Source organism: Polycyclovorans algicola TG408, assembly GCF_000711245.1.
GTDB lineage: Bacteria > Pseudomonadota > Gammaproteobacteria > Nevskiales > Nevskiaceae > Polycyclovorans > Polycyclovorans algicola.
Window position 1 is genome coordinate 2,829,523 of sequence record NZ_JOMH01000001.1, and the last position, 24,783, is coordinate 2,854,305.

Annotated in this window: 26 protein-coding genes and 2 tRNA genes; 12 read left to right on the forward strand and 16 right to left on the reverse strand. The window is 63.2% G+C overall.

The annotated features are described in order from the left end of the window. The 6 genes from U741_RS0113570 to U741_RS0113595 are packed head-to-tail and all read left to right on the forward strand — an operon-like array spanning position 1 to position 3,745. Positions 1 to 849 (forward strand): ABC transporter ATP-binding protein, encoded by an 849-nt coding sequence (locus U741_RS0113570; RefSeq protein WP_052378823.1) that lies wholly within the window; start codon positions 1 to 3, stop codon positions 847 to 849. Next, positions 846 to 1,613, forward strand: coding sequence for a lipid asymmetry maintenance ABC transporter permease subunit MlaE (gene mlaE / locus U741_RS0113575; protein ID WP_029890996.1), 768 nt, complete (start codon positions 846 to 848; stop codon positions 1,611 to 1,613). Before U741_RS0113570 ends, mlaE begins: the two co-directional genes overlap by 4 nt. 23 nt (positions 1,614 to 1,636) lie before the next feature. Further along, on the forward strand, positions 1,637 to 2,104 hold the full coding sequence (gene mlaD, locus U741_RS0113580) for an outer membrane lipid asymmetry maintenance protein MlaD (RefSeq protein WP_029890997.1): 468 nt from the start codon (positions 1,637 to 1,639) through the stop codon (positions 2,102 to 2,104). Between the two features lie 5 nt (positions 2,105 to 2,109). Then, positions 2,110 to 2,757, forward strand: a complete 648-nt coding sequence (locus U741_RS0113585) for an MlaC/ttg2D family ABC transporter substrate-binding protein (protein WP_161776229.1) — start codon at positions 2,110 to 2,112, stop codon at positions 2,755 to 2,757. Continuing rightward, a complete protein-coding gene (locus U741_RS17935) occupies positions 2,757 to 3,017 on the forward strand; it encodes an STAS domain-containing protein (RefSeq protein WP_043110287.1) in 261 nt (86 codons plus the stop codon). Before U741_RS0113585 ends, U741_RS17935 begins: the two co-directional genes overlap by 1 nt. After that, on the forward strand, positions 3,014 to 3,745 hold the full coding sequence (locus U741_RS0113595) for an MlaA family lipoprotein (RefSeq protein WP_029890999.1): 732 nt from the start codon (positions 3,014 to 3,016) through the stop codon (positions 3,743 to 3,745). Before U741_RS17935 ends, U741_RS0113595 begins: the two co-directional genes overlap by 4 nt. 86 nt (positions 3,746 to 3,831) lie before the next feature. Here U741_RS0113595 and U741_RS0113600 read toward each other — a convergent pair. The 3 genes from U741_RS0113600 to U741_RS0113610 all read right to left on the reverse strand — a co-directional run bounded on the left by U741_RS0113600 (position 3,832) and on the right by U741_RS0113610 (position 4,340). Then, a tRNA-Asp gene (locus U741_RS0113600) sits at positions 3,832 to 3,908 on the reverse strand. 36 nt (positions 3,909 to 3,944) lie between these two features. Next, positions 3,945 to 4,020, reverse strand: a tRNA-Val gene (locus tag U741_RS0113605). A gap of 47 nt (positions 4,021 to 4,067) precedes the next feature. Next, positions 4,068 to 4,340, reverse strand: a complete 273-nt coding sequence (locus tag U741_RS0113610) for an HU family DNA-binding protein (protein WP_029891000.1) — start codon at positions 4,338 to 4,340, stop codon at positions 4,068 to 4,070. Positions 4,341 to 4,618: 278 nt separating this feature from the next. Between U741_RS0113610 and lon the strand changes: the two genes are divergently transcribed. The 3 genes from lon (at position 4,619) to U741_RS0113625 (ending at position 9,654) form a co-directional block, all read left to right on the forward strand. Beyond that, positions 4,619 to 7,018, forward strand: a complete 2,400-nt coding sequence (gene lon, locus U741_RS0113615; protein WP_029891001.1) for an endopeptidase La — start codon at positions 4,619 to 4,621, stop codon at positions 7,016 to 7,018. 143 nt (positions 7,019 to 7,161) lie between these two features. Continuing rightward, positions 7,162 to 7,830, forward strand: a complete 669-nt coding sequence (locus U741_RS0113620) for a hypothetical protein (RefSeq protein WP_029891002.1) — start codon at positions 7,162 to 7,164, stop codon at positions 7,828 to 7,830. Between the two features lie 84 nt (positions 7,831 to 7,914). Continuing rightward, positions 7,915 to 9,654: a potassium/proton antiporter gene (locus U741_RS0113625; protein WP_029891003.1), complete on the forward strand. Its 1,740-nt coding sequence runs from the start codon at positions 7,915 to 7,917 to the stop codon at positions 9,652 to 9,654. On the opposite strand, the gene U741_RS0113630 is transcribed toward U741_RS0113625, so the two are convergent. Next, on the reverse strand, positions 9,614 to 10,075 hold the full coding sequence (locus U741_RS0113630) for a tellurite resistance TerB family protein (protein ID WP_052378825.1): 462 nt from the start codon (positions 10,073 to 10,075) through the stop codon (positions 9,614 to 9,616). The two genes, U741_RS0113625 and U741_RS0113630, sit on opposite strands and share 41 nt — an antisense overlap. 35 nt (positions 10,076 to 10,110) lie before the next feature. Next, positions 10,111 to 10,764 carry an alpha/beta hydrolase gene (locus U741_RS0113635; protein WP_052378826.1) on the reverse strand — a complete coding sequence of 218 codons (654 nt, stop codon included), beginning with the start codon at positions 10,762 to 10,764 and terminating at the stop codon, positions 10,111 to 10,113. A 175-nt stretch (positions 10,765 to 10,939) separates the two neighbouring features. Between U741_RS0113635 and U741_RS0113640 the strand changes: the two genes are divergently transcribed. Together U741_RS0113640 and U741_RS0113645 are read left to right on the forward strand one after the other, a co-directional pair. Beyond that, positions 10,940 to 12,649 (forward strand): hypothetical protein, encoded by a 1,710-nt coding sequence (locus U741_RS0113640; RefSeq protein ID WP_029891006.1) that lies wholly within the window; start codon positions 10,940 to 10,942, stop codon positions 12,647 to 12,649. Between the two features lie 11 nt (positions 12,650 to 12,660). After that, positions 12,661 to 13,488, forward strand: a complete 828-nt coding sequence (locus U741_RS0113645) for a TatD family hydrolase (RefSeq protein ID WP_029891007.1) — start codon at positions 12,661 to 12,663, stop codon at positions 13,486 to 13,488. A 65-nt stretch (positions 13,489 to 13,553) separates the two neighbouring features. Here U741_RS0113645 and ilvD read toward each other — a convergent pair whose 3' ends face one another. Next, positions 13,554 to 15,233 (reverse strand): dihydroxy-acid dehydratase, encoded by a 1,680-nt coding sequence (gene ilvD / locus U741_RS0113650; protein WP_029891008.1) that lies wholly within the window; start codon positions 15,231 to 15,233, stop codon positions 13,554 to 13,556. 72 nt (positions 15,234 to 15,305) lie between these two features. Between ilvD and U741_RS0113655 the strand changes: the two genes are divergently transcribed. Then, positions 15,306 to 16,166, forward strand: coding sequence for a class I SAM-dependent methyltransferase (locus U741_RS0113655; RefSeq protein ID WP_029891009.1), 861 nt, complete (start codon positions 15,306 to 15,308; stop codon positions 16,164 to 16,166). On the opposite strand, the gene U741_RS0113660 is transcribed toward U741_RS0113655, so the two are convergent. The 10 genes from U741_RS0113660 to U741_RS0113705 all read right to left on the reverse strand — a co-directional run bounded on the left by U741_RS0113660 (position 16,145) and on the right by U741_RS0113705 (position 24,741). Then, a complete protein-coding gene (locus tag U741_RS0113660) occupies positions 16,145 to 16,333 on the reverse strand; it encodes a hypothetical protein (protein ID WP_029891010.1) in 189 nt (62 codons plus the stop codon). The genes U741_RS0113655 and U741_RS0113660 overlap by 22 nt on opposite strands. Before the next feature lie 111 nt (positions 16,334 to 16,444). After that, positions 16,445 to 17,347, reverse strand: coding sequence for a DMT family transporter (locus U741_RS0113665; RefSeq protein WP_043110630.1), 903 nt, complete (start codon positions 17,345 to 17,347; stop codon positions 16,445 to 16,447). A 139-nt stretch (positions 17,348 to 17,486) separates the two neighbouring features. Next, positions 17,487 to 18,065 (reverse strand): HNH endonuclease, encoded by a 579-nt coding sequence (locus U741_RS0113670; RefSeq protein ID WP_029891012.1) that lies wholly within the window; start codon positions 18,063 to 18,065, stop codon positions 17,487 to 17,489. A gap of 131 nt (positions 18,066 to 18,196) precedes the next feature. Further along, positions 18,197 to 19,354, reverse strand: coding sequence for a hypothetical protein (locus U741_RS0113675; protein WP_029891013.1), 1,158 nt, complete (start codon positions 19,352 to 19,354; stop codon positions 18,197 to 18,199). 22 nt (positions 19,355 to 19,376) lie between these two features. Next, positions 19,377 to 20,762 carry an undecaprenyl-phosphate glucose phosphotransferase gene (locus tag U741_RS0113680; RefSeq protein WP_052378827.1) on the reverse strand — a complete coding sequence of 462 codons (1,386 nt, stop codon included), beginning with the start codon at positions 20,760 to 20,762 and terminating at the stop codon, positions 19,377 to 19,379. Then, complete coding sequence (locus tag U741_RS0113685; protein WP_043110289.1) at positions 20,759 to 21,673, reverse strand: glycosyltransferase family 2 protein; 915 nt, start codon at positions 21,671 to 21,673, stop codon at positions 20,759 to 20,761. The genes U741_RS0113680 and U741_RS0113685 overlap by 4 nt, the downstream gene beginning before the upstream one ends. Continuing rightward, positions 21,670 to 22,422: a WecB/TagA/CpsF family glycosyltransferase gene (locus U741_RS0113690; protein ID WP_029891016.1), complete on the reverse strand. Its 753-nt coding sequence runs from the start codon at positions 22,420 to 22,422 to the stop codon at positions 21,670 to 21,672. Before U741_RS0113690 ends, U741_RS0113685 begins: the two co-directional genes overlap by 4 nt. Further along, positions 22,419 to 23,117, reverse strand: coding sequence for a nucleotidyltransferase family protein (locus tag U741_RS0113695; protein WP_029891017.1), 699 nt, complete (start codon positions 23,115 to 23,117; stop codon positions 22,419 to 22,421). The genes U741_RS0113690 and U741_RS0113695 overlap by 4 nt, the downstream gene beginning before the upstream one ends. After that, positions 23,114 to 23,719 carry a D-sedoheptulose-7-phosphate isomerase gene (locus U741_RS0113700; RefSeq protein WP_052378828.1) on the reverse strand — a complete coding sequence of 202 codons (606 nt, stop codon included), beginning with the start codon at positions 23,717 to 23,719 and terminating at the stop codon, positions 23,114 to 23,116. Before U741_RS0113700 ends, U741_RS0113695 begins: the two co-directional genes overlap by 4 nt. Then, the gene (locus U741_RS0113705; RefSeq protein ID WP_029891019.1) at positions 23,707 to 24,741 is read right to left on the reverse strand and encodes a GHMP family kinase ATP-binding protein; all 1,035 of its coding nucleotides are present in this window, start codon (positions 24,739 to 24,741) and stop codon (positions 23,707 to 23,709) included. The genes U741_RS0113700 and U741_RS0113705 overlap by 13 nt, the downstream gene beginning before the upstream one ends. Positions 24,742 to 24,783: the final 42 nt, after the last annotated feature.

Here is a 24,783-nt window from a genome sequence, read left to right on the forward strand (position 1 = left end):
ATGCCCTCCCCCGCGTTGCCCGACGCCGCCCACGATGCACGCGAAGCGCCCTCATTGGTCAAGGTGAGAAAGCTGCATTTTGCGCATGGGTCGCAGGTCGTTTATGACGGCATCGACATCGACATTGCGCGCGGCAAGGTGACCGCCATCATGGGGCCTTCGGGCACCGGCAAAACCACCTTGCTGCGCCTGATCGGCGGCCAATGGCGGCCCGCCGGCGGTACGGTCGAATTTGACGGCGTCAACGTCCACACGCTGCGGCGCAAATCGCTTTACGCACTGCGGCGGCGGATGGGCATGCTGTTTCAGCACGGCGCGCTGCTCACCGACTTGAGCGTGTTCGAGAACGTCGCCTTCCCATTGCGTGAGCACTCCGATCTGCCCGAGGCACTGATCCATGACTTGGTTCTGCTCAAGCTCGACGCGGTCGGCTTGCGCGGCGCGGCGCAGCTGATGCCGGAGTCGCTGTCCGGCGGCATGGCACGGCGCGTGGCGCTGGCGCGTGCAGTGGTTTTCGACCCCGAGCTGGTGATGTACGACGAGCCGTTCACCGGCCAGGACCCGATCAGCATGGGGGTGTTAATGCGCCTGATCCGCGCCTTGAACGACGCACTGGGACTCACCAGCATTGTCGTCTCACACGATGTTGGCGAGGTGCTGTCGATTGCCGATTACGCCTACATCGTTGCCGGCGGCAAAGTGATTGCCGCCGGCACCCCCGAGTCGCTGAAGCAGACTGACGACCCGTTGGCCCGCCAGTTTTTGCGTGGCGAGGCTGACGGCCCGGTGCGCTTTCACTACCCGGCACCGCCACTGGCCGAGAGCCTTGGAGGCACGCGCCGCCCATGAGACGCCTCGTCGCCACAGTCGCAGCGGTGTTTGCCGGCATCGGCCGCGCGCAGTTCTTTTTGATCAATGTGCTGGCCGCACTGCCGGCCGCGCTGGCACGGCCGCGCATCCTTGCCCAACAACTTCATTCGGTCGGCGTGATGTCGCTGATCATCGTGGTGTTATCGGGCAGTTTCGTTGGCATGGTGCTGGCCCTGCAGGGCTTCCGCACGCTGGTGCGCTTCGGCGCCGAGGAATCATTGGGCGTGTTTGTCGCGCTGGTGATCGTGCGCGAGCTGGGGCCGGTGGTGACGGCGCTGTTGGTGGCCGGTCGCGCGGGCTCAGCGCTGGCCGCAGAGATCGGCCTGATGAAGGCCACCGACCAACTGTCCGCAATGGAGATGATGGCGACCGATCCGCTCAAGCGCGTGATCGCGCCGCGTTTTCTGGCCATGCTGATTTCGATGCCGCTGCTCGCCGCCATCTTTTCGGTGATGGCCATCGGTATCGCCGGCGGTCACGCGGTGGGTGTGTCACTGCTCGGCATCGACGATGGCAGCTACTGGAGCCAGATCCGTGCATCCGTAAACGCACAAGACATCGTTGACAGCATGATCAAGAGCACCTTGTTCGGCTTTTCAGTGGCGTGGATCGCGATGTATCAGGGCTACCACGCCGCCCCAACGTCGGAAGGCGTTTCCCGCGCCACCACCAGCACGGTGGTGCTGTCGTCGTTGGTCATTCTGGCACTGGACTTCGTGCTCACAGCTTTCATGTTCCGCTAAGGCGCTGCAGACAAGGATTCTTCATGGTCAATCGCTCACTCGAAGTACTGGTCGGCTTTTTCATTTGCCTGGGTATCGCGGCAATCTTCGTGTTGACGTTTCGGGTGGCCAGTCTCGACTCGGTGGGCAGCGGCGGCGACACCTACCAAGTCAGTGGGCAGTTCGAGAATATTGGCGGTCTCAAGCAGGGCTCGGCAGTGACGATTGCCGGGGTGCGCATTGGCCGCGTCAGCCAGATCGTCATTGACCCCTACACCTTCAAGGCTGCGGTGCACATGACCATCGACGGGCAGTACGACAACCTGCCGGAAGACAGCTCGGCCTCAATCCTCACCGCTGGACTGCTCGGCGAGCAATACATCGGCCTGACACCGGGCGGCATGCAGGACCCGTTGGTTGATGGCAGCGAGTTGATGCTGACCCAGAGCGCCTTGGTGCTCGAAAATTTAATCGGACAATTTTTGTCCAACATGGCGTCAAACCAGGAGTAATGCAGATGCGCATATCCCCCAAATTTCGACTTTTCGTGCCGGTGGCGATGCTGCTGGCGTTGGCCTTTGGCAGTGCACGGGCCGAGGTCGTCCCGCCGGATGAGCTGGTCAAAAGCGTCACCGCCGAACTGCGTACGGCCATCGCAGAACGTCGCGATGAGCTCAAAGCCGATCCTGACGCGCTGGCTGAACTGATCGACGAAATGGTCGTGCCGCACTTCGACATTCCGCGCATCACCCGGCTGGTGCTTGGGCTGCACGGTCGCGAGGCCAGTCCCGAGCAGCTGGAGCGCTTCGGCGAGGCTTTCAAGAGCATGCTTTTCCGCTCCTATGCCAACGCGCTGGTCGAATACGAAGACGACGTCGAAATCGAATGGCGCCCGCTGCGGCTGGCCCCGGACGCCAAGCGTGCGACTGTGCAGTCGACGCTGATCCGCAAGGACGCGCCGCCGGTGCCCATCGGCTTCGTCATGCAACTGAAAGATGATGGCTGGAAAGTGTTCGACCTGACGGTCGAGAACATTTCGCTGGTCAACAATTTCCGTGCCCAGCTCAACAATCAGATCGGCCGCGACGGGCTGGATGCGGTGACCGAGAAACTCGAAGGCGGCGAGATCGAACCCAAGACGCCGGATGTCGGCGAAGACGATTGATGGCCCGGTTGCAGGGCGACCTGAAATTCGCCACCGTAACGGGGTTGCTCGAACGGTCGGACGAACTTGCAGGCGAATCACTGGACCTGAGCGACGTCGGCGCGATTGACAGCGCCGGCGTCGCCTTTTTACTGGCCCTGCGTCGGCACGCGGCTGCGCGGGGCCGAACGCTGGCATTGCACAATGCCGCACCGCAAATTTCCACACTGCTGCGTTTCTATGGAGTCGACACGATGTTTGAACGGGAATCCCAGCCATGAACTCTCGGGCTGTCCGTATTGGCTTGGGCCTGGCCCTTCTTGGCCTGTTGGGGGCCTGTGCGCATCGCCCGACCCATGATCCCTCCGACCCACTGGAAAAGGTCAACCGCAGCGTATTCGCGTTCAACAATGTGGCCGACGACTATGTGCTTGAGCCGGTGGCGCGCGGGTATGTGCGGGTGGTGCCGAGGCCGGTCCGCCGGGGCATTGGCAACTTCCTGTCCAACCTCAGCTATCCGGTGGTGATCGCCAACGACTTGCTGCAACTCAAGTTCAAGCAGGCCGCCAGAGACACCGGGCGCTTTTTGATGAACAGCACCCTGGGCATGGCCGGCCTGTTCGATCCGGCGTCTTCGGTTGGCCTGACCGATACCAATGAAGATTTTGGCCAGACCCTGGGGCATTGGGGTGTTGGTGACGGCTGGTTCCTGATGCTGCCCTTCCTCGGCCCGTCGTCCAATCGCGACCTAGTGGGTCTGGTGGCCGATGGCTACGCGCAACCCATCAATCATGTCGACCTGGAGCACGAGGACGAGATCCGCATCGGCCTGATTGTGCTCGGCGCGCTCGACACTCGCGCATCTCTGCTGGGGACCGAACAGCTGTTGCGCGAACAGTTTGACCCCTACGTCTTCCTGCGGACGGCCTACCTCGACCGTCGTCGCGACCTCGTCCATGACGGCAACGCGCCGGCGGAAGAGATCGAGTACGAAGAGTTCGACTACTGATCTCTTCTCGGCTGTTCTTTCAACAGCCAGCGGCAAATCGCAGATATAAAAAAAGCGCCTCAGGCGCTTTTTTTATTGCAACTTGTTGGCGGAGCGGACGGGACTCGAACCCGCGACCCCCGGCGTGACAGGCCGGTATTCTAACCAACTGAACTACCACTCCGCGAAGACGACGATTGTACTTTATTTTCTAAAACGGTGGTGGGTGCTGACGGGCTCGAACCGCCGACATTCGCCTTGTAAGGGCGACGCTCTACCAGCTGAGCTAAGCACCCTCAAAACCGTTCGGCGTGGCCTCGACAACCGCCCCCGGTCAAGCCGCTTATTTTACGAGATCTTTGAGCGCCTTACCAGCCTTGAACGACGGAGTCTTGCTGGCCTTGATTTTCAGAGCAGCGCCGGTCTTGGGGTTGCGACCGGTGCGAGCGGCACGCTCACGCAGCAGGAAAGTGCCGAATCCGACGAGTGACACTTTGTCTTTCTTCTTCAGCTGCTTGCCGACGACGCCAAAAAAAGCGTCAACCGCGCGTGCTGCATCGGCCTTGCTGAGATCGGCTGATTCCGCAATTGCTGCGACGAGTTCCGTTTTGTTCATCTATTTGTTCCCCAAAAATTTATGGAATGCAATCATGCCTGAGCGGATGGCTGGCTGGATACCGGCCCGCCGTGCATACGCCTCACTGCCTCGTGCTTTTAGCGTTCGAGTGACGCGCTTTATAACAAGTGCACCGAAAACGCGTCAATGCAAGCCTTTCGCCGCCTGGGCGCGGTGCACCCGTCAGGGATGACGGTCAGGAGTTGATTCCCCGCTCAGCGCCCCAAGCGTGTTGAGTCATAATCCTTTTCAATGCTGTCACTGCCCGGGAGTCACCTGTGCCGTCCTTCTCTGACCGTTGCGCTCCGATTCTGCCGCTACGCGACGTTGTGGTCTTTCCGCACATGGCCATCCCGCTGTTTGTCGGGCGCGAAAAGTCGATCAAGGCACTCAGTGCTGCCATGCAGGACGACAAGCGCATTCTCCTGCTCGCACAACGAACACCCGATGTCGACGATCCGGGACCGGACGATCTCTACACCGTCGGCACGCTGGCCAGCATTCTGCAGATGCTCAAGCTGCCGGACGGCACCGTGAAGGTGTTGGTCGAGGGGGTGCGTCGCGCCGAGATCACCCAGTGGCGAGACGATGAACTCTTTTTGGTGGCCGACTGCACACCGCTGAGCGAAGAAACCGCAGACGACGACCGCTCGCCCGAAATTGACGCGTTGATGCGCTCAACGCTGTCGCAATTTGAGCAGTACGCCAAGCTCAACAAGAAAATTCCGGCCGAACTGCTGCCATCGCTGGCGAGCATGGACGCGCCCGGCCGCCTGGCCGACACCATCGCCGCCCATCTGTCGCTGAAGCTCGAAGACAAGCAATCGGTGCTTGAGCTCGACGACGCGCGGACCCGGCTCGAATACGTGCTGGGCCAGCTCGACGGCGAAATCGACGTGATGCAGATCGAAAAGAAGATCCGCGGCCGCGTCAAACAGCAGATGGAGAAGAACCAGCGCGAGTACTACCTGAATGAACAGATGAAGGCCATTCAGAAGGAAATGGGCGAGTCTGAAGATGGCCCTTCCGAGCAGGAAGAACTGGCCGAGCGCATCGAAAAGGCGGGCATGTCGAAGGAGGCCCGCACCAAGGCGCGTGCCGAGTTCGCCAAGCTGAAGATGATGCCGCCGATGTCGGCCGAGGCCACCGTGGTGCGCAACTACCTCGACACCCTGCTGCAAGTGCCGTGGAAGAAGCGCTCGAAAAGCGTCATTGATCTCGCCGCGTGCCAGGCGAAACTTGATGAAGATCACTACGGCCTGGAGAAGGTCAAAGAACGCATCGTCGAATACCTTGCGGTGCAAAGCCGTGTGAAAAAAGTCAAGGGTCCGATCCTCTGCTTGGTGGGGCCACCGGGCGTGGGTAAAACCTCACTGGGCCGCTCCATCGCCGACTCGGTCAACCGCAAGTTCACCCGCATGGCACTGGGCGGCGTACGCGACGAAGCCGAGATCCGTGGTCACCGCCGCACTTACATTGGCTCGATGCCGGGCAAGATCGTGCAGAACCTGTCCAAGGTCGGCACCAAGAATCCGCTGTTCCTGCTCGATGAAATCGACAAGATGAGCACGGACTTCCGCGGCGACCCGTCATCAGCACTGCTCGAAGTGCTCGATCCGGAACAGAACAAGGCGTTTCAGGACCATTACCTGGAGGTCGACATCGATCTCTCGGATGTCATGTTCGTCGCCACCGCCAACACCCTGAACATTCCCGGCCCGCTGCTAGACCGCATGGAGATCATCCGTCTGCCCGGTTACACGGAAGACGAGAAGGTCGCCATTGCCATGCAGTACCTGCTGCCGAAGCAGATCCGCGAGAACGGCCTGAAAGACAAAGAACTGGTGCTCGGTGAAAAAGCCATCCGCCACGTTGTGCGCACCTACACGCGCGAAGCAGGCGTGCGCAAGCTGGAGCAACAGATCGGCAAGATCTGTCGCAAGGTGGTCAAGCAGCTGCTCCAGGAACCCGCCAAAAAGAAGATCTCGGTCACCGAAAAGACGCTGGAGAAATTCCTCGGTGTCGAGCCCTATCGCTATGGTCGTGCCGAAGAGAAAAATCAGGTTGGCCAGGTCACCGGTCTGGCCTGGACCGAGGTGGGCGGCGAACTGCTGACCATCGAGGCCGCGCTGTCACCCGGCAAGGGCAAGTTGATCCAGACCGGCTCGCTCGGCACGGTGATGCAGGAATCGATCCAGGCGGCGCTGACGGTCGTTCGCTCACGCGGCCACCTGCTGGGCATCGACCCGCTGTTCAACGAGAAGTCCGACCTGCACGTCCACGTGCCCGAAGGGGCCACCCCCAAGGACGGACCGTCAGCCGGCGTTGCCATGTGTACCGCGCTGGTGTCGGCACTGACCAAAATTCCGGTGCGCGCCGACGTCGCCATGACCGGCGAAATCACCTTGCGCGGCGAGATCTTGCCCATCGGCGGTCTCAAGGAAAAATTGCTGGCTGCCCAGCGCGGTGGCATCCGCACGGTGCTGATCCCGCACGAGAACGTCAAAGACCTTTCTGAGATTCCGGACACCGTCAAAGCTGCGCTGCGCATCGAGCCAGTTCGCTGGATCGAGGAGGCCCTGCGCTTTGCCCTGGAGCGCATGCCGGAGGCGCTGCCCGAGCCGGTCATTCCGGCAGCGGATAACGATGCAGGGACCGGTACCGCCAGGGCGCACTGACCCCCCGGACGCGTCGCTGGCCACCCGCTAAACCCGTCGCCGCCATTGCACTGGGGCGAGCGACGGGTCGATACTGTTACGCTATAACGATACGTCGCAGGCGCTGGGTTTTCATGCCGGGTCCGCCGGCTCAAGGGTCATTTATGCTGCTGTTTCTCATCGCCACGCTGTTGGCACTGGCCTGCGGGCCGCTGCTCTACGCGCTGACCCGCGCGGCGCCGGGCTATCGACGCGTGTTCGACGCGCTGGTGCTGATCAGCATTGCCGCCCTGCTGCTGTTTGAAATCATCCCGCACGCCCTACATGACGGCGGCGCCTGGGGTTTCGTTTGGCTCCTGGCAGGGTTCGCGCTGCCCACGGTGGTGGAACGCGCCTTCCGTTCGATCCGTGAGCAGACCCATTGGGTGGCGCTGTCGATAGCCCTTGTCGGCCTGGCGGTACACGCGCTGGCCGACGGGGCGATTCTCGCCAACATCGACCTGGCCACCCGAGAACTCGGTGCGTCCATCGCGCTGCACAGCCTGCCGATCGGACTGGCCGTGTGCTGGCTGTTGATTCCGCTGATGGGCTGGTCGCGCGCGACCTTGGTCATCGCCGGAATCGGCATCGCCACCGTAGGGGGCTTTCACCTCACGCCAGACCTCAAGCTGGCGCTGGGCAGCGTGGGTTGGGGCTGGCTGCAGATGGCGGTGGCCGGGCTGCTCATCCACGCGCTGTTTGGGCGACCCCACCTGCATCAACACCGCGAGTCCATGGCCGTCGAGGTGGCAGACCCCGACCGTGCCGCCGAACCGGCCCATCGACACGTCTGAAAGGCTGCGGTGACCCCCACCGCGACCCGGCTGGTCAACGTGATGTCAGCGCCAAATGACGGGGGCGATGGATAGAATGTAACCATGCTCATCGCGCCTGATCTCATTCTGCTGGCTGGTCTGTTGCTCGCGATGAGCATCCTCGCAACGGTGATCACGCCACGCCTTGGCGTGCCCTTGCTGCTGGTGTTCCTGGTCATCGGCATGCTGGCCGGCGTCGACGGCCCCGGCGGCATTCCCTTCAGTGATTACGGCCTTGCCAATCTGGCCGGCATGTTGGGGCTGGCGGTGATTCTCTTCGACGGCGGCCTGCGCACTTCGGCAGTCAACTTCAAAACCGCCATTTGGCCTTCGGTGTCGCTGGCCACGGTCGGCGTGCTGCTCACGGCAGCCATCACCGGGGCCTTTGCCGCTTGGCTGCTGGACCTGACTTGGGCGGAGGGACTGCTGATCGGCGCCATCGTCGGCTCAACCGACGCGGCGGCCGTGTTCGCCCTGCTCAGCACACGGGCGATGTCGCTGAACACACGCGTCAGCTCGACCCTGGAAACCGAGTCCGGCACCAATGACCCGATGGCGGTGTTTCTCACCCTGGCGGTGATCGGCTATCTCGGCTCGCCTAACGATTACACGCTGGTCGACTCGCTGATTTTTCTGGTCCAGCAGATGGGCGTGGGCACGCTGATGGGGCTTACCGGCGGCATCGCGCTGGCATCGACGCTCAACCGGCTTGACCTCAATGATTCGCTTTATCCATTGATGGCCCTGGCCGGGGGCCTGCTGATTTTCGGACTCACCGATCGGCTGAGCGGCAGCGGCTTTCTCGCCGTCTACCTGGCCGGGCTGTGGGTCGGCAACCACCGCGTGCACGCCCTGCCCAACATCCGCCGCTTTCATGACGGCGTCGCCTGGCTGGCGCAGATCGGCATGTTCGTACTGCTGGGCCTGCTGGCTTCCCCAAGTGAACTCGTCAAAGTGGCGGTGCCAGGTCTGCTCATCGCGCTGGTGCTGATGCTGCTGGCGCGCCCGGTGTCGGTCACCATTGGACTACTGCCATTCCGCTTCCCGTGGCGCGAGCAGGTATTTGTCTCATGGGTGGGCTTGCGCGGTTCGGTGCCCATCGTGCTGGCCACATTTCCGCTGATTGCCGGTCTCGACAACGCCGAGCTGTTTTTCAATCTGGCATTCATCATCGTGCTGGTGTCGCTGGTGGTTCAGGGCTGGACGCTGGCGCCCATCGCCCAGTTTCTGGGGCTCTATGTACCCAACCAGACGGCCCGCACGCACCGCGTCGACATCGATCTGCCGGGCACGCGCGATCATGAAATCGTCAGCTATCGCCTGCCCAAGCATTCGGCATTGGCTGGCCAGACCATCCGTGACATCGAATTGCCGGACACCATCCGCATCGTCGCCATCACCCGCGGCAACAAGCTTCTGGCCTCTCGCAACTGGGGCCGCCTGCGCGAAGCCGACAACGTCGCCCTGCTGTGCGACCGCTCCGAGCTTGAAGCGCTCGACAAGATCTTCGAGGCCAGCGCCAAGCCACTGAAGAAAGAAGAGCAGCGCTTCTTCGGCGAGTTTGGTCTGCAGCCCGATGCGCCGATGGACCAACTGGCGATGATCTACGGCTGGACCGTGTCACCCCACGCCGCCAAGTTGACGGTCGCCGAGTTTCTGCACAGCAGCCTGCCCAACCCGGTGATCGGTGACCGCTTGCGCTTAGGCGATATGGAGTTGGTGATCCGCGAGCTCAAGGACGACACCATCGGCGCGGTGGGCCTCAGGCTGCCGAAGACCCGGCCGCCGTCGCCTCGGCCTTGAGTTTTTCCTGCACGAACACGGGGTGCGGGATGAACAATAGGTCGGCCAGCTTGCGGATCAGGCCTTCCTCATGCGGGTCGAGATGACCGTCGGCAAAGGCGACCCGCCACAGCCGCGCACAGAGTTCGCGCTTGCCATCGGCGTCGAGGCTCGCGTTCAGCGCCTCGACCACCCCGTGCAGTGACACCGTGCGCTCGGCGGCCACGGCCGACTGCCGCTTGAGGGTCTCGGCCTGCTCGGCCGACAGGCCAAACGCTTCAGTGATCTCCTGCAGCACCTGATCCACTTCGACGGCGTCCTGATTGGCATCGGCCATGGCCACTTCGTGCAGCAACAACGCCGTGGCCAGACTCACATCGGCAGGGTCCTGCTGCCCCCGCTCGGCGGTTGAATTCAGTCGCGACAACCATTTGCTCAGCATGCAATCTCCATGTTCGTCATCCCTCAGGCCCGGCCTCAGATCGCCAGATGCTCGATAAATTCCCGGGTGGTCGACTTGATGACGGCCAACTGTCCGTGAAAAAAATGTCCGGTGCCCGCAACGCGCACCCAATGCGGCGGCGGGTTCGCGTTGACCAGCGCCGCCTCGTTGTCGGCGACGCACACCACGTCATCGTCCAGGCCGTGGAGGGTCCACCAAGGCACACTCGGCACCGTCGGCGTCGGCAAGTCAACGTATTTGGTCAGCGGCGGTGCGACCGTCAGCACGCCCGTCGGCGGCACCTGTTCGGCGGCACGCAGGGCCACGAAGCCGCCAAACGAAAACCCTGCATACACCGAAGGCAATGTCGGCAGGTGGGCGCGCAAGGCGGCGGCCAGTGCCAGATAGTCATCAGTTTCCGCCCGACCGCCATCGTGCTGGCCGTCGCTGCGACCAACACCGCGAAAGTTGAAGCGCAACGCCAACCAGCCCATCTCGGCAGCGGCCGAGGCCAGTGTCGAGGTCACCTTGTTGCTCATCGCACCGCCAAAAAGGGGGTGTGGGTGGCCCACCACCATCCAGCCCAATGGCGCGCTTCGTGGCAGCGACCACGCCACCTCGATGGCGCCGTGGTTGGCGATCAACTGCGACGGCGCCTCGGCTGCTGAGCCGGGAATTTCACTGAGCATTTTTCCCTCCTAAGGGCAGGTCGAAACCCTGCACTGAGCGCGGTTGCGGCCAGGCCGGGGCACTTCTATAGTGCCGTCTCGATGGCCAGCGGCAATGGCCCATTATCCAAGCAATCGCGCTGCCGGGTGACCTGCTCTCACCTGCATCCAACCCGCGCGCGCATCACCGGACACCATGACCACCGACCCCGCGCCGCTGCCAAAACAGTACTGGTACCAGATGACCAGCATGGACCTGCGCAGCATGGCGCTGTTCCGCGTGGCGCTGGCCCTCGCATTGGCCTGCACGCTGGTCGCCTTGATGGGTGCGACGCCGCTCTGGTTCAGCGACGGCGGCCTGATGCCACGGACCGACAGCATCGGTCTGGGCGGCCTCGCCGCACACAACTTGACGCTGGTCACCGGCAAGGCCTGGCTGCTCAACCTGATGCTGCTGACCGGCCTGCTCGCCGCGCTGACACTGCTGATCGGCTACCGAACGCGCTTCAGCCTGACCGTGGCAACGTTGGTGCTGCTGAGTTTCGTCACCCGCCAGCCATTGGTCAGCCTGCCGCATGAAATCGGCCTGGCCGGCCTCGCGCTATGGTCGCTGTGCCTGCCCTTGGGCCTGCGCTGGAGCCTCGACGCCACGCTGGGAACAACACAGGCGTCCGCCGTCAGTGACACCCGTCGCGGGGGTCTGATTGGCCTCGGCTGGTCACTGCAATGGCTGGTACTGGCGGGCGCGGCACTGATGAGCCCGCTAAAAGGCGAGGCCGCGACCTTGGCCCTGGCGGGCGCCCTCGCGCTGGTGCTCGGTGTGCTGGCAAGGATGATGATTGCCACCGTCTCCTCATGGCGCTGGCTGACCCCGGCGCTGACCTTGCTCGGCGCCGTGCTGATTCTTGTCACCCAGCCTGCGCCCACCAGTTTGATTGTCGTCGCCGCCCTGGCGGTGATGCCGTGGTTGCCCGGCGCGCTGTGGACGAACTTGGGGCGTCGTCACGCCAAGCGTCCGCCGGTGCAGATCTTTTACGACGGGGACTGTCGCTTCTGCCATCAAAGTTGCCGGGTCTTAAAAGACATGCTGATCTTGCCACCCGGCAGCCGACTCGGACCGGCGCAGGACAATCCGCGGGCCTTTGCCTTGATGAAGGCGCAAGACAGCTGGGTGGTTATTGATGATCAGGGTCGCGCGAGCCTGCACTGGCTGGCGGGAGTGACACTGGTCCGTCATTCCGCCTGGTTGGCGCCGCTGGGGCCGGTTCTGGCACTGGCACCGCTGCGTGCCGCAGGTGATCTCCTGTATCGGCAGGTGGTGCGCCATCGCGGGTTGCTGGCGTCGGTGTTCGACGCCCTGCCGCCGGCCAGCAAGCCGACCAGCATGGCGGCGTTGGCACTCACCGCACTGACGCTGATGGTCGCGCAGGGCGTCTCAGCCGTGACCCAAACGCCACGCCTGACCGGGTCGCCACCCGGTTTGGCCTTCAGCGGATTCGTGACACCAGCCGTGCCCTCGATCAATGTGCAGGGAGAGGGTCAATGGGTGGCCGCGGTTGAGCGCGTGCCGGGGCAATATCGCGATGCCCTGCGCGGCGATCAGGCGCTGGACTACCGGCTTACCCCCACCTCTGGCGCCTATTCCGGCCGCCGCTGGCAGCACTATCTCGCGGCTGCTGGTGAGGGTGAACGCGGCCTTGATCTGCGCCGGCTGGCAACGCGACTCTGCAGCACCGGCACGCGCCCGGCCCGCGCAGTGAACCTTGAGTGGATCGTGCCGGCTGACACCGGCACCACGCGCACCCAGCGTCAGCGCGTTTTTCGTTACCGCTGTGTTGATGGCGTTGCCCAAGCGCAGCGACAGCGGCTCGACAGCGTCCCCACCGACCTGCAGCGTGACGAATAAGTGGCGCTGCGATGATCGATATCGGCGCCAATCTGGCCCATGAGAGCTTTGACCCCGACCGCGCCGCCGTACTGGCCCGCGCCTGGGCTGCGGGCGTGGAGACCGTCATCCTCACCGGCAGTTGCCGCACCTCGAATCAGGCGGTACAACACCTCGCCCTCGCCGCCCCGGATCGGCTGTATTGCACCGCTGGCGTGCACCCGCATCACGCCAGCGATTGGACCGATGAAGATGCCCGGCTGATCACCGACCTCGCAGCGCAGCCCTCACTGGTCAGCCTCGGCGAATGCGGGCTGGACTACTACCGCGACCTGTCGCCACGCCCGGTGCAGCGCAAGGTGTTCATCGCGCAGCTTGAGCTGGCGGTGCAACTGCGCAAACCCGTGTTCTTGCACCAGCGGGCCGCGCATAAAGACTTTCACGCCATCCTGGGTGAATACCGCCCTGCGCTGGTGGACGCCTGCGTGCACTGCTTCACTGACACCGCCGAGGCAGCTGACGACTACCTGGCGCTGGACTGCCACATCGGCATCACCGGCTGGGTCTGCGACAAGCGACGCGGCGCGGAACTGCGCGGGCTGGTGCCGGGCATCCCGCTGGACCGGCTGATGATTGAAACCGACGCGCCCTATCTCTTGCCAGGCAATGTCCCCAAAGGCCAACGCCCCGGTAAGCGCCACGACGACAAGCCGGGCATTGATGGTCGCCGAAATGAGCCCGCGTATTTGCCATGGGTGGCCAGGGCGCTGGCCGAGCTGCGGGGTGAGGACGAAGCCGTATTGCAGCGAGCGAGCGCCGACAACGCGCGGCGATTTTTCCGGTTGCCCGCGTCGGATTGACCGCCGCCGGGTTTCGCACGCTCAACCCGACCTACAACTTGAAGATCATGGCCACGCGCCTCCGATCAGTCCGTCACGGCCCCCTTAGACGCACTCGACACGTTCTTCATGAACTTGGCGAGCACCCCGCGGGTGTAGCGCGGCGCAGGCTGCACCCACTTCGCGCGGCGCGCGGCGATGACCTCATCGGCCACGTTGAGTTGCAGCAGGCGCTGGTGGGCGTCGATGGTCACCGAGTCGCCTTCTTCAATCAACGCGATGGTGCCGCCGTCATAGGCTTCGGGCGCGACATGGCCGACGACCATGCCCCAGGTACCGCCCGAGAAACGTCCGTCGGTCAGCAAGCCCACGCTTTCGCCCAGACCCTTGCCGATCAGGGCGCTGGTCGGCGCCAGCATTTCGCGCATGCCGGGGCCGCCTTTGGGGCCTTCGTAGCGAATCACCACGATGTCTCCCGCGACGATGCGGTCATCGAGAATCGCCGCCATGCACTCGTCTTCGGAGTTGAACACCTTGGCCGGGCCGGTGATCACCGGGTTCTTCAGGCCGGTGATCTTGGCGACGCTGCCTTCGGGCGCCAGGTTGCCCTTGAGCACGGCCAGATGGCCCTGCGCGTACATCGGCTGATCGAACGGGCGAATCACATCCTGGTCGGCGCGCGGCGCGTCCGGCACCGAGGCCAGCGCTTCGGCCATGGTCTCGCCGGTGATGGTCAGCGCATCGCCGTGCAGCAGCCCGTTGACCAGCAGCATTTTCAGCACCTGCGGGACGCCGCCGGCGCGATGCAGGTCCACCGCCACGTATTTGCCCGACGGCTTCAGGTCACAGATCACCGGGGTGCGCTGGCGAATGGTTTCGACGTCATCGAGCGAGAATTCAACCTGCGCGGCGTGGGCAATTGCCAGGAAGTGCAGCACCGCGTTGGTGGAACCGCCGGTCGCCATCACCAGGGTCATGGCGTTCTCGATGGCCTTGCGGGTGACGATGTCGCGCGGCTTGATGTCCTTCTTGATGGCTTCCACCAGCACCCGCGCCGAGTCGGCGGCGGAGTCGGCCTTCTCGGGGTCGGGCGACGCCATCTGCGAAGACCCCAGCAGGCTCATGCCCAAGGCCTCGAACGATGACGACATGGTGTTGGCGGTGAACATGCCGCCGCAGGCGCCGACGCTGGGACAGGCATTTTTTTCAATGCCGATGAAGTCTTCTTCGCTCATGTTGCCGGCGCGGAAGGTGCCGACGGCCTCAAACGACGAGACCACCGTGAGCGGCACGCCCTTCCAGGTCCCCGGCTTGATGGTGCCGGCATAGACGAACACGCCGGGAATATTCATGCGCAACATGCCGATCATCGCGCCGGGCATATTCTTGTCGCAGCCACCGACCACCAGCACGCCGTCCATGCACTGGCTGGACACGGCAGTTTCAATGGCATCGGCAATCACTTCGCGCGAGATCAGCGAAAACTTCATGCCCTCGGTGCCCATGGAAATGCCATCGGTCACGGTGGGAAAGCCAAAGGTCTGCGGCATGGCGCCGGACTGGCTCAGCGCGGTGCAGGCGCGGTCGGCCAGCGGCTGAATCCCGGCATTGCAGGGGTTCATCGTGGAATGACCGTTGGCGACGCCGACGATGGGCTTGTCAAAATCGGTATCGCCAAACCCGACGGCGCGCAACATGGCGCGGTTGGGGGAGCGTTCCATCCCGCCGGTGATGGTGCGGGAGCGTTTGTTGAGTGCGTCAGCCATGGCGATTTCTGTCAGTTTGGTTTTTACAAGGCGCGCAGAATACATCAGCCTCCTGATCGAATCGTCTCCGACATGTCCCAACCCGACCGCGTCAGCCCCACCGCATTTGCCACCGGCATGGTCTGGGAGCGCGCCGGGCTTTCGCCGCCCGGCTGGGTGCCCGACGAGGGCAAGCCGGTGGACCGCCTGTTTCAGACCCTCGCGCGCAGTGTGCAGTGGACCACTGGCTTCTCATTCAACAGTTGGCTGCTGGCGCGCCACCACGCCATTGATGACGCTGTTGAACAGGCCATCAAACAAGGTCATGTGCACACGGTGATCGAACTGGCGGCGGGCTTTTCAGGCCGCGGCCTGCGGCTCTGTCAGCGTCACCCCACGCTGCGCTACATCGAAACCGACCTGCCCCACATGGTGCGGCTCAAGCGCACGCGAATGGCCGGCTTGGTCAAAGTCCCGCCACAACTGGGCAACCAGGTCATCGACGTGAGCCTGGCCGGAGGTGAGGGCTCGGTCAGTGAGCTCCTCGCCCGCCTGCCCCGCAACCAGGGCGTTGCCGTCATCACCGAGGGCTTGATGAACTATTTGCCCGGCACCCTGGCCGACGGTCTTTGGCAGCAGGTTGCCGGTGGCCTGGTACGCTTCGAGCACGGTTTGTACATATCGGATTGTTACCTGCCGCGTCAGGCACACCCGGCGATGGCACTGCTCGGCCTGGGCCTGATGGCGTTCACCCGCAGCCGCATGCACAGCCACTTATGGGGTCGCCGACAGGGCCAGAGGCGCTTGCAGAAGGCCGGCTTTGACACGGTGACCTTTGCCCCGTGCACGGCCTTTGCGCCCAGCCACCAGGCGGTGGACCAGCGTTCGGCGCGCGGCGTGTCGCTGCTGACCGCCAGCGTCACGCCTGACGGTCAGAAACGATCGGGAATGTAGTCCGCCAAAAATGCCTTGGCGTCGATTTCCAGCAGCTTGGCGTCGCTCAACGAGCAGGCATCGCTGTCGTAGGAAATCGACGCCACGACCCAGTCGCCTGAATCGGTGTCGCGATACAGCTCGCAACTGTGTTCCGCGGCAAGGCGCATCGCTTGGGCAATCTGCATGGGCGACCCCAATGATTGTTAAGGCACTCGAACCGCTTTATTTTGCACGCCATGCCTCAGACGAGAAACCCAGCTCGCACAGGGCGTTGGTGCCGCACCACTCATCAGCGATTATTCCGGCGCTGCGGCCACCACGGTGCGGCGCGTCCAACGTGATTTGAGCACGACCGCAACGCCCGACAGCGCAACGACGACCATGCCGAGAATGCTGAGGCTGTCCGACACGTCGTTAAACACCAGCCAGCCGAGCAGGCTCGCCCACAGCAATTGCACGTACATCACCGGGGCCAGCGTCGTGGCCGGGGCATGGCGGTGGGCGGCGGTGAACAGAAAATGGCCCAAGCCGCCGGTGACGCCCATGCTCAGGAACAGGCCCACCTGCAACAGCGACGGCACCTGTCCGTCCAGGAACCACGGCACCGACACGCCATACAGAATAGAGCCGAACAGCGCGCCATAGAACAGCAGCGCCATGGTGCTTTCCGTGGCCGCCAGCACCCTCGACAGCAACTGGTACATGGCGATGAGCACCGCGCCCGTCAAGGCCAGGGCAACGCCGACCGGGTCCAAGCCACCACCTGGCCGCACAATCAGCAGCACGCCGACAAATCCGGTGACAGCCGCCAGCGAACCCACCCAACCAATCTTTTCGCGCAGCACCAGACCGCCAATCACCGCGACGATGAGTGGTGACAAAAAGACGATGGCCGTGGCCTCGGCCACCGGCAGTCTGATCAGCGCGAGCGCCATGGCCAGCGATGTGGCCGCCAGGCAGGCGGCGCGCACCAGGACCAGACCGGTGCGCCGGGTCTGCACCAGTTGCCGGCCCATCGACGGCGCCAACAGCACCACCATCAGCAGGCAGTGCACGATGTAGCGCACGGCGATGACGATGGGCGCAGGGTATTCGGCGACCAAGTATTTGGTGGTGGCGTCCATGCAGGCGAACAGAAAGACCGCGCCCGTGACCAGCAGGATGGCGCGCAGCGGGCGGGCTGCGGTATGGGTTGTCACCGTTTCGGTTGCAGCGCCTGCGCCGTCGTCATGCCCTGCCACGTGCCACCTTTGCCTTCGAAAATGCGCCAAGTCGTCTCGGCGAGGGGCGCGAGTGTGCCAGCAAATGAACGGCTGCCGGTCGCGCGGGCGACGGTTGTCAGTGCGCGGCCACGGCCGGCGTGCGCGCCTGCTTGCGCGAATAACCTTTCAGGAAGGCCATTTGGTCCGCAAGGATGCGGCGGTTCTGCAGGATCAGGTACTCGGCGAGATTGGGGGTGTACGGCACCGCCAGCAGCGGCATGCTGGCCTCTTCCGGCGTGCGGCTGTCCTTTTTCTGGTTGCAGACGCGGCAGGCCGTGACACAGTTTTCCCAGATCGTGAGTCCACCGCGCGATGCGGGAATCACGTGATCACGCGTCAACTGGTTGATCGAGAAATGATCGCCGCAGTAAAGGCACAAATTCTGGTCGCGCTGAAACAACGTGCGGTTGGTCAGCAGCGGCACGCCTTTTTCGAAACGTTTTGATCGGTCCGACACAGCGATGATGCTGCCGATTTCGATCATCGACTGGCAGCCGGTGCGGGCGCAGGTGCCGCCGCGAATCTCGAAACGCTCTTCCCCGGCTTCCCAGCGAACGCGGTCGCGGGCATACAGCACAACCGCCGTTTGCCAACGGATCCACCCCACCGGCAGACCGCCGGCATCGAGCTTCAGGATTGCGGGAATCGTTTGCATGTCGCTGCGCGCGCCTCCTCGTTAAGGGACCGGATAAATCAGACCATAACTTGATGACAACTTATTGAAGTTAGCGGATTTTTGTGCGGTACTCAAGCGGGCCGACGATGTTTTGCAAGGGCCAATCAGTCTTAACGCGCCTCAACCTCGATAAAACCGATGCGGGTGTCAAAGCTGCGAGCCTCTCGATTCGAGCGCCGCTGCTCCGACTCGATGCCGCCACTGATGCCCAGCCACAGCAGTGGCCGATAGCGCAGCGCGACGCGGTAGACATTGACGCGGTCTTCACGCGCGGCGCGTTCGGCCACGAAACCGCCACCGACATAATCCAGCCGCTCGTGGCGATACTGCCCTTGTAGCCCGATTCGGCGGGTCAGCGAATAGTCCAGTTCGGCGAGAAACCCCAGTCGCTCCGCCGACACCGCATCAACGTCCTCGACACTGTCGAGACGGCGAAACACTTCAAGCTGGATCAGCGTCAGCGCCGACTGTTGCCGGACATAGCGCAACCGGCCGGTGGCACCGTCAAGATCACGGTCAACCGACTCAACGCCAAGGCCTTCGGTGGCACGCCAGCTGTAGCCCAACTCGGCCTGCACACTGGAGATACCGCTAAATCGGTAGTCAACGCGGGTGAACAGATCGGTCTGCGTGAACCCGTCACCGATACCGTCGAAGCGGTCGGGCTGCCGTTCACGAACCGGGAAGCGGCCCATGGTGCGGTCCAAACCGACGCCGACAGTGGCCACCGGATTGCCGGTGTAAAGGCCTTCGACGCCGACCACCACATCTTCACGATCGGCATCGCGCGAGGTCAGTCGGTCATATTCGACACGGCGCAGGCCGAGCGACGGTTCCAGTGCCCAGCGCGGCGTCGGCTTCCAACGCAACGAGGCATCTGCGGTGGTGCGGTCCAGCAGGCCCAGCGTGACGTTATCGCGGTCGGCAAAGTTTTCCTGCTCGCGACGCTGCTCGGCGCTGAGGGCGCCTTCCCAGAGCCGCGCGACCTGCCATTCCAGCCCCAGTCCGGCCGCGTAGGTGGTGTGGTCCAAACCGTCAAAGTCGCGGTGCAACACCCGCGCAGCTTCAAGGTCGGCGGTGGCCTTCTGCAGACCCCAGGTGTACTGCAGCGCCGCGCCGACGGTGGCGGTTTGCTGCGTCTCGCTCGCCCGTTGTCGGTCAACGTCGATGGCGGCATCGCGCGGCGCGTCGAACAGGTTGTCGGTGCGCGCGCTACGCAGCTTCAGATAAGGCTCGCCCTCGACCACCGCCCAAGCAGGGAACGCCATCGTCAGCGCCAAAACGGCCGCGCTAGTACGCATTTTCGTCGCCGCGGGCGATGGTCCAGACCGTGAGAAAAATGATCTTGAGGTCCAGCCACGGGCTCCAATTGCGGATGTAGTCGAGGTCGTACTCGATGCGCTCGGCCATGCGCTCAAGCTGTGCGGTTTCGCCGCGCAGCCCATTGACCTGCGCCCAGCCGGTGACCCCCGGTTTGACCTTGTGGCGCACCATGTAGCGACGCACTTCCTTGCGGTATTGCTCGTTGTGCGAAATCGAATGCGGACGCGGCCCGACCACGCTCATCTCGCCGCGCATCACGTTCCAGAACTGCGGGAGCTCGTCAATCGAGGTCTTGCGCATGAAGCGTCCGATACGGGTGATACGGTCGTCATCCTGAGTGGCCTGTTGCTGCTGCCGCGACAGGTCATCGCCTACCGTCATTGACCGAAATTTATAAACGAAGAAACGCTTGCCGTTGAGCCCGTATCGCTTCTGCTTGAAGAACACCGGCCCCGGCGAGTCGCGTTTGATGAGGATGGCGATAATGGCAAACGCCGGCAGCAACATCAGCAATGCCAGCGCCGCAAAGCTGCGGTCAAAGATGGCCTTCAGCAGGCCGTCGGCACCGAAGAAGGGTGACTCGGCGACCTGCAACACCGGAAACCCGGCCACCTCGACAAACTGTGCGTTAAACACCTGAAAGGCCAGAAAGTCCGGCACGTAGTAAACGCTGGCGGTGGTATCGCCCAGCGCTTCAAGCACGCCGACGACGCGCTTGGTGGCGTTGTCAGGCAGCACCACGAACACCACTTCGATGTGGTTGTCCTTGGTGTACTGCGCCACGTCGCGCGCTTTGCCGAGCAGTGGCAGGTCGCCGACACCGCCGTCGGTGCGGTCAGCGTCACGGTCATCAAAGTAACCGAGCACCTCGAAGTCTTCGGTGTTGCGCAGGCCGCGCTCCAGCAGGCGTGCCGAGTCACTGGCAAACACCAGCACGGCACGGCGTTTGAGGCGAGCGTCCGGCGCGTAACGGCGCATCAGCACACGAATCATCAGGTGGACCAGGGCGATGAAAAATGGCGTCACCACCATCCAGACACCCAACAGCAGACGCGAATAAAACTCGGCGTACTGCAACACGAAGCCGGCCAGCGCCAAGCCGCCGATCAACATGCCCCAGGCAATGAGAAAGCGGTTGGCAATCGAGTCAGGCCGGCCAAAGCGCCAGTGGGCCGTCAGGTCAAAACGTCGCAACAGAATGAACGCCAGAACGCCCGCCAGCACAGCCAGCGACTGGTAAGGCCGTGACCACTCCACATCGAGAAAGTGGGCCAGCAGGTACAGCGGCAACGCCGTCAAAAACGCAAAGAACAGGCCCTGCAACACGAAGGAACGACTGGCGCTCGGGTTCATGCGTGGCGCCCGCCCAATCCAACACGTCGCAGCACCTTGTTGGGCAACTTGCTGAGTTGTCGCAATTGCCACGTCTGCAGGTATTTGCGGAAGGCCGGGTCGTCAAAGCGTGGCTGCTGTGCCAGCGCTGCACTGAGATATCCGTAAATCATGATCAGGCCGCCAATCAGCACCGGTCGTTCGCGCATGCGAAATAGGCCCGAGGCCAGCGCGTAGAGCGGGTGATACCCCATGAACCAGATGCCGCGCCCCAGCCGCAGTCGTCCCTTGTAAACGTTCTGGTCCGAACTGCCCATCAGACGGTGATGGAACAGCTTGGCCTCGGGGTGCGAAAAACTGCGCGTGTCCCAGCCCAACATCCGGCAACGGTGAAAGTCGATGCCATCCCACAGGATGGTGCGGGTGAAGCCGCCGATCGCCTCGAACGCCTCGCGGCGGTACAGCTTGAATTGTCCGGCAGTGGCCTCGTTGATGATGAATTCTTCGACCTCGGTGTCACCTTCCGGACGAAACACCTTGCCCGACACGCAGGCCAGTTTTGGCTCGGCCAGCAGCGTGCCGACCATGATTTCGAGATAGCGCGGGCCAAAGCTCATGTCGCCATCGAGCTTGGCCAGGTACTGCCAGTCCGAGGCCGAGATGTGCCGGCGCCCTTCATCGAAGGCGGCAATCACACCGCCGCCCAACTCTCGAAATCCGCGGTTGCCGCGGGCGATGCAGCGTATCCACGGGTGCTGGGCGGAATAACGTCCGATGATGGCGGCCGTTTCATCAGTCGAGCCGTCGTCGACCAGAATCCACTCGGCCGGACGCCACGTCTGCGCCACCATCGCGTCCAAAGTCAACCGAATCAGCTCCGCCTCGTTGCGCACCGGCGAAATCACCACCAGCGGAATCACCCTGACGGTCATGCGAACGGGTTCCTGTAACGACCCAGACGCTGTCGCAGCAGCAACACAAAAAAGGGCAAGTCATCGACCAGGTAACGGCGCACCAAACGCTTGGGGTCGGCGGCCATGCGGTACAGCCATTCCAGCCCGACGCGACTCATCCAGGCTGGGGCGCGCGGCACATTGCCGGCCTCGAAGTCGATGGTGGCGCCGATGCACAGAATCTGGCGAATGCCCGGCATCTCGCCGCGCCAGCGGTGCGCCCACTTCTCCTGCTTGGGACAGCCCACGCCAATGGCCAGCACCGAGCATTCGGAGGCATTGATGCGCGCGACCAGCGCGCGACTCTCGGCGTCGTTTTTCTCGAAGCCAAAGCTCGGGCTGTGGGCGTGGGTGATGATGGCGCGCCCGACCCGCTGGTTGACGTTTTGGCGGGCCGTTTCGGCAACGCCGTCCATGCCGCCCAGCAGAAACACGGTCACGGCCGGAGTGGCTGCGTGATAAGCGCAAAACTCGCCAAAGAAATCGCTACCGGAGATCTTCTCGCGAATCGGCGTACCGAGAAGTCGTGACGCCATTTTCAAGATCTGGCTGTCGCAGATGACAAAGTCGGCCGCCAGGGCAATCTCGTAAAACTCACGGTCGTGCTGCAGCTTCATCAGCACGTCAACATTGGGGTTGAGCATAAAGCCGCGGTCGAACCGCGCCAGCAATTCGGCGCGGGTGAGGTTGTCGAAGTCGATGTTAAGCAACCGCACCGTGTCGGTCATGCGAACAGCCCCTGCGCGCGGGCAAATTCGCTGGGAATACCAATGTCGATGAACGGCGCGTCGGTGACGTGGCCGAACACCGGCAAGGTGCCCACGACGCGCTGCATCACATCGGTCTCGAACGAGAACTTGGCGGATGTCGGCGCATACGCCATCAGCGCACGCTCGACGACATACACCCCGGCATTGATGCGCCCCGCCCCGCCGTCGCTGCGCTTCTCGTGAAACGCGCTCACGCGACCGTCAGGCAATTGCGTCACCGCGCCAAAACGACCCGCGTCGGGCACCTGGGTGAGGGTCAGTGTCAGCATCGCGGCGTGCGCACGGTGGGTCTGCACCAGCGCCAACAGGTCCACCGGACACCAGGTGTCGCCATTGAGCACCAGCGCGCGCTCAACGCCGGCCTGCTCGAAAGCCTGGCGAATCGCCCCACCCGTCCCCAGCGGTTCGGCCTCGACGCTGTAGTCCAGCGCGATACCGCGATAGTGCGCGCCAAAGTGCTGTTCGATGACTTCTCGCTTGTACCCCACCGCCAGCACGGCGCCGGTGACCCCGGCATCGGCCAGCGTGTCGAGCAGCACCTGCAGAAACGGCCGCCCGGCGACCGGCGCCATCGGCTTGGGCACATCGGCCACCACGGACTGCAGCCGTGTGCCGAAACCGCCAGCGAGAACAATCGCCGTCGGCAGGCTCATGCCGTTTTGGGCTTGTGCTCGGGAAACATCGCCTCTTCGCACAAAGCACAGATGATGTGCCCAATGAGAATGTGGCTTTCCTGGATGCGCGGCGTATGCGTTGACGGCGCACACAATGCATAGCGGCAAAGATCTTTGAGCTTGCCGGCCGCGCCGCACAGCGCCACCGTGGTGATGCCGCGTTGGTGGGCGGCTTCGACCGCCGCAATCACGTTCTTGGAATTGCCCGAGGTCGAAATGCCAATAAACACGTCACCCTCGCGGCCATTGGCTTCGAGTTGCCGCGCGAACACGTAGTCATAGCCATAGTCGTTGCCGATGGCGGTGAGCATCGACGTGTCGGTGGTCAGGGCAATGCTCGGCAGCCCGGGCCGGTCAAACTCGAAGCGGCTGACAAATTCGGCGGCGATGTGCTGCGAGTCGGCGGCCGAGCCGCCATTGCCGGCAAGCATGATCTTGTTGCCGCGCTTGAGTGCCTCGATGCACACCCGCGACACCACTAGAATCGCATCGTGCAGCGCCGTGTCGGCAAGCACCCGCTCCTTGACCGCGATGGAATCGCGAATCATGCCGGACACGCGATCCAGGGTTAAAGCGACCATGCCTGCACTCCAGTTGAAGTGAAATCGAACTTGACGAAGTAGCCGTCCTGGCCGCTGAGCGCGTCAACCACATCCAGTTTCAGGGTCGGGTCGACAAAGATCATCATAAAGCCACCACCGCCGGCACCGGACACTTTCACCGCAGTGGCGCCGGCGTCCATCGCCGTTTCGGCCACCGCGTCGATACTGGCGTTGGAGATGCTCTCGGCCATCGACTTCTTGGCCAGCCAGGACTCGCGGAACAGCGCCGCCACGCCATCGACGTCAAAGCGCAACAGGCGCTCTTTCATCTCGAAGGCAATCCGCTTGAGCGCGTGCATCGACTCCACCGACTTCTGCGCCGTGCCTGCGTCGGTCACCGAGCGAATCTGGTCGTCAATGATCTTCGCGCTGTCGCGTGAGCGGCCGGTGAAATACAACAGCATGCGCGCGTGCAGCTCGTTGACGATGTGATCGCGAATCCGCAGCGGGTTGATGATGGTTTTGTCGTCGGCGCCAAACTCCATAAAATTGAAGCCGCCGAACGTCGCCGCGTACTGGTCCTGCTTGCCGCCCGACAGCGCGCAATCCTTGCGTTCGATTTCGAACGCCAAGTGCGCCAGGTCGTACTCGCCCAATGGCAACTGCATCAACTCTTGAAATGCCGCCAAAATCGAGACCACCATGGTCGACGAGGTGCCCAGTCCCGAGCCCGGGGGCGCGTCGGAGTATGTGGTGATGGTCAGGCCCATCGGCTGGCCATCGTTGAACTGCTTGATCACCCGGTTGTAGATCGCCTTGTGCAGCGTCACGCCGCCTTCTAGCGGCAGACGTGGCTGGGCCGGGCCTTCGTAGTATTCGCCCAGGTCGCGGGCGCGAAATTCCACGCGCCAGTCGTCACGGGTTTCGATGGTGCAGTAGGCAAACAGGTCGATGGTGGCGTTGAGCACGCAACCCCCGTAGGTGTCCGAATAGGGCGACACGTCGGTGCCGCCACCGGCCAGACCGAGGCGCAGCGGCGCTTTACTTCTGACAATCGTCATCCGCAGCTCTCTTGAAATGACAATCGCACAGCGTATCGAAAG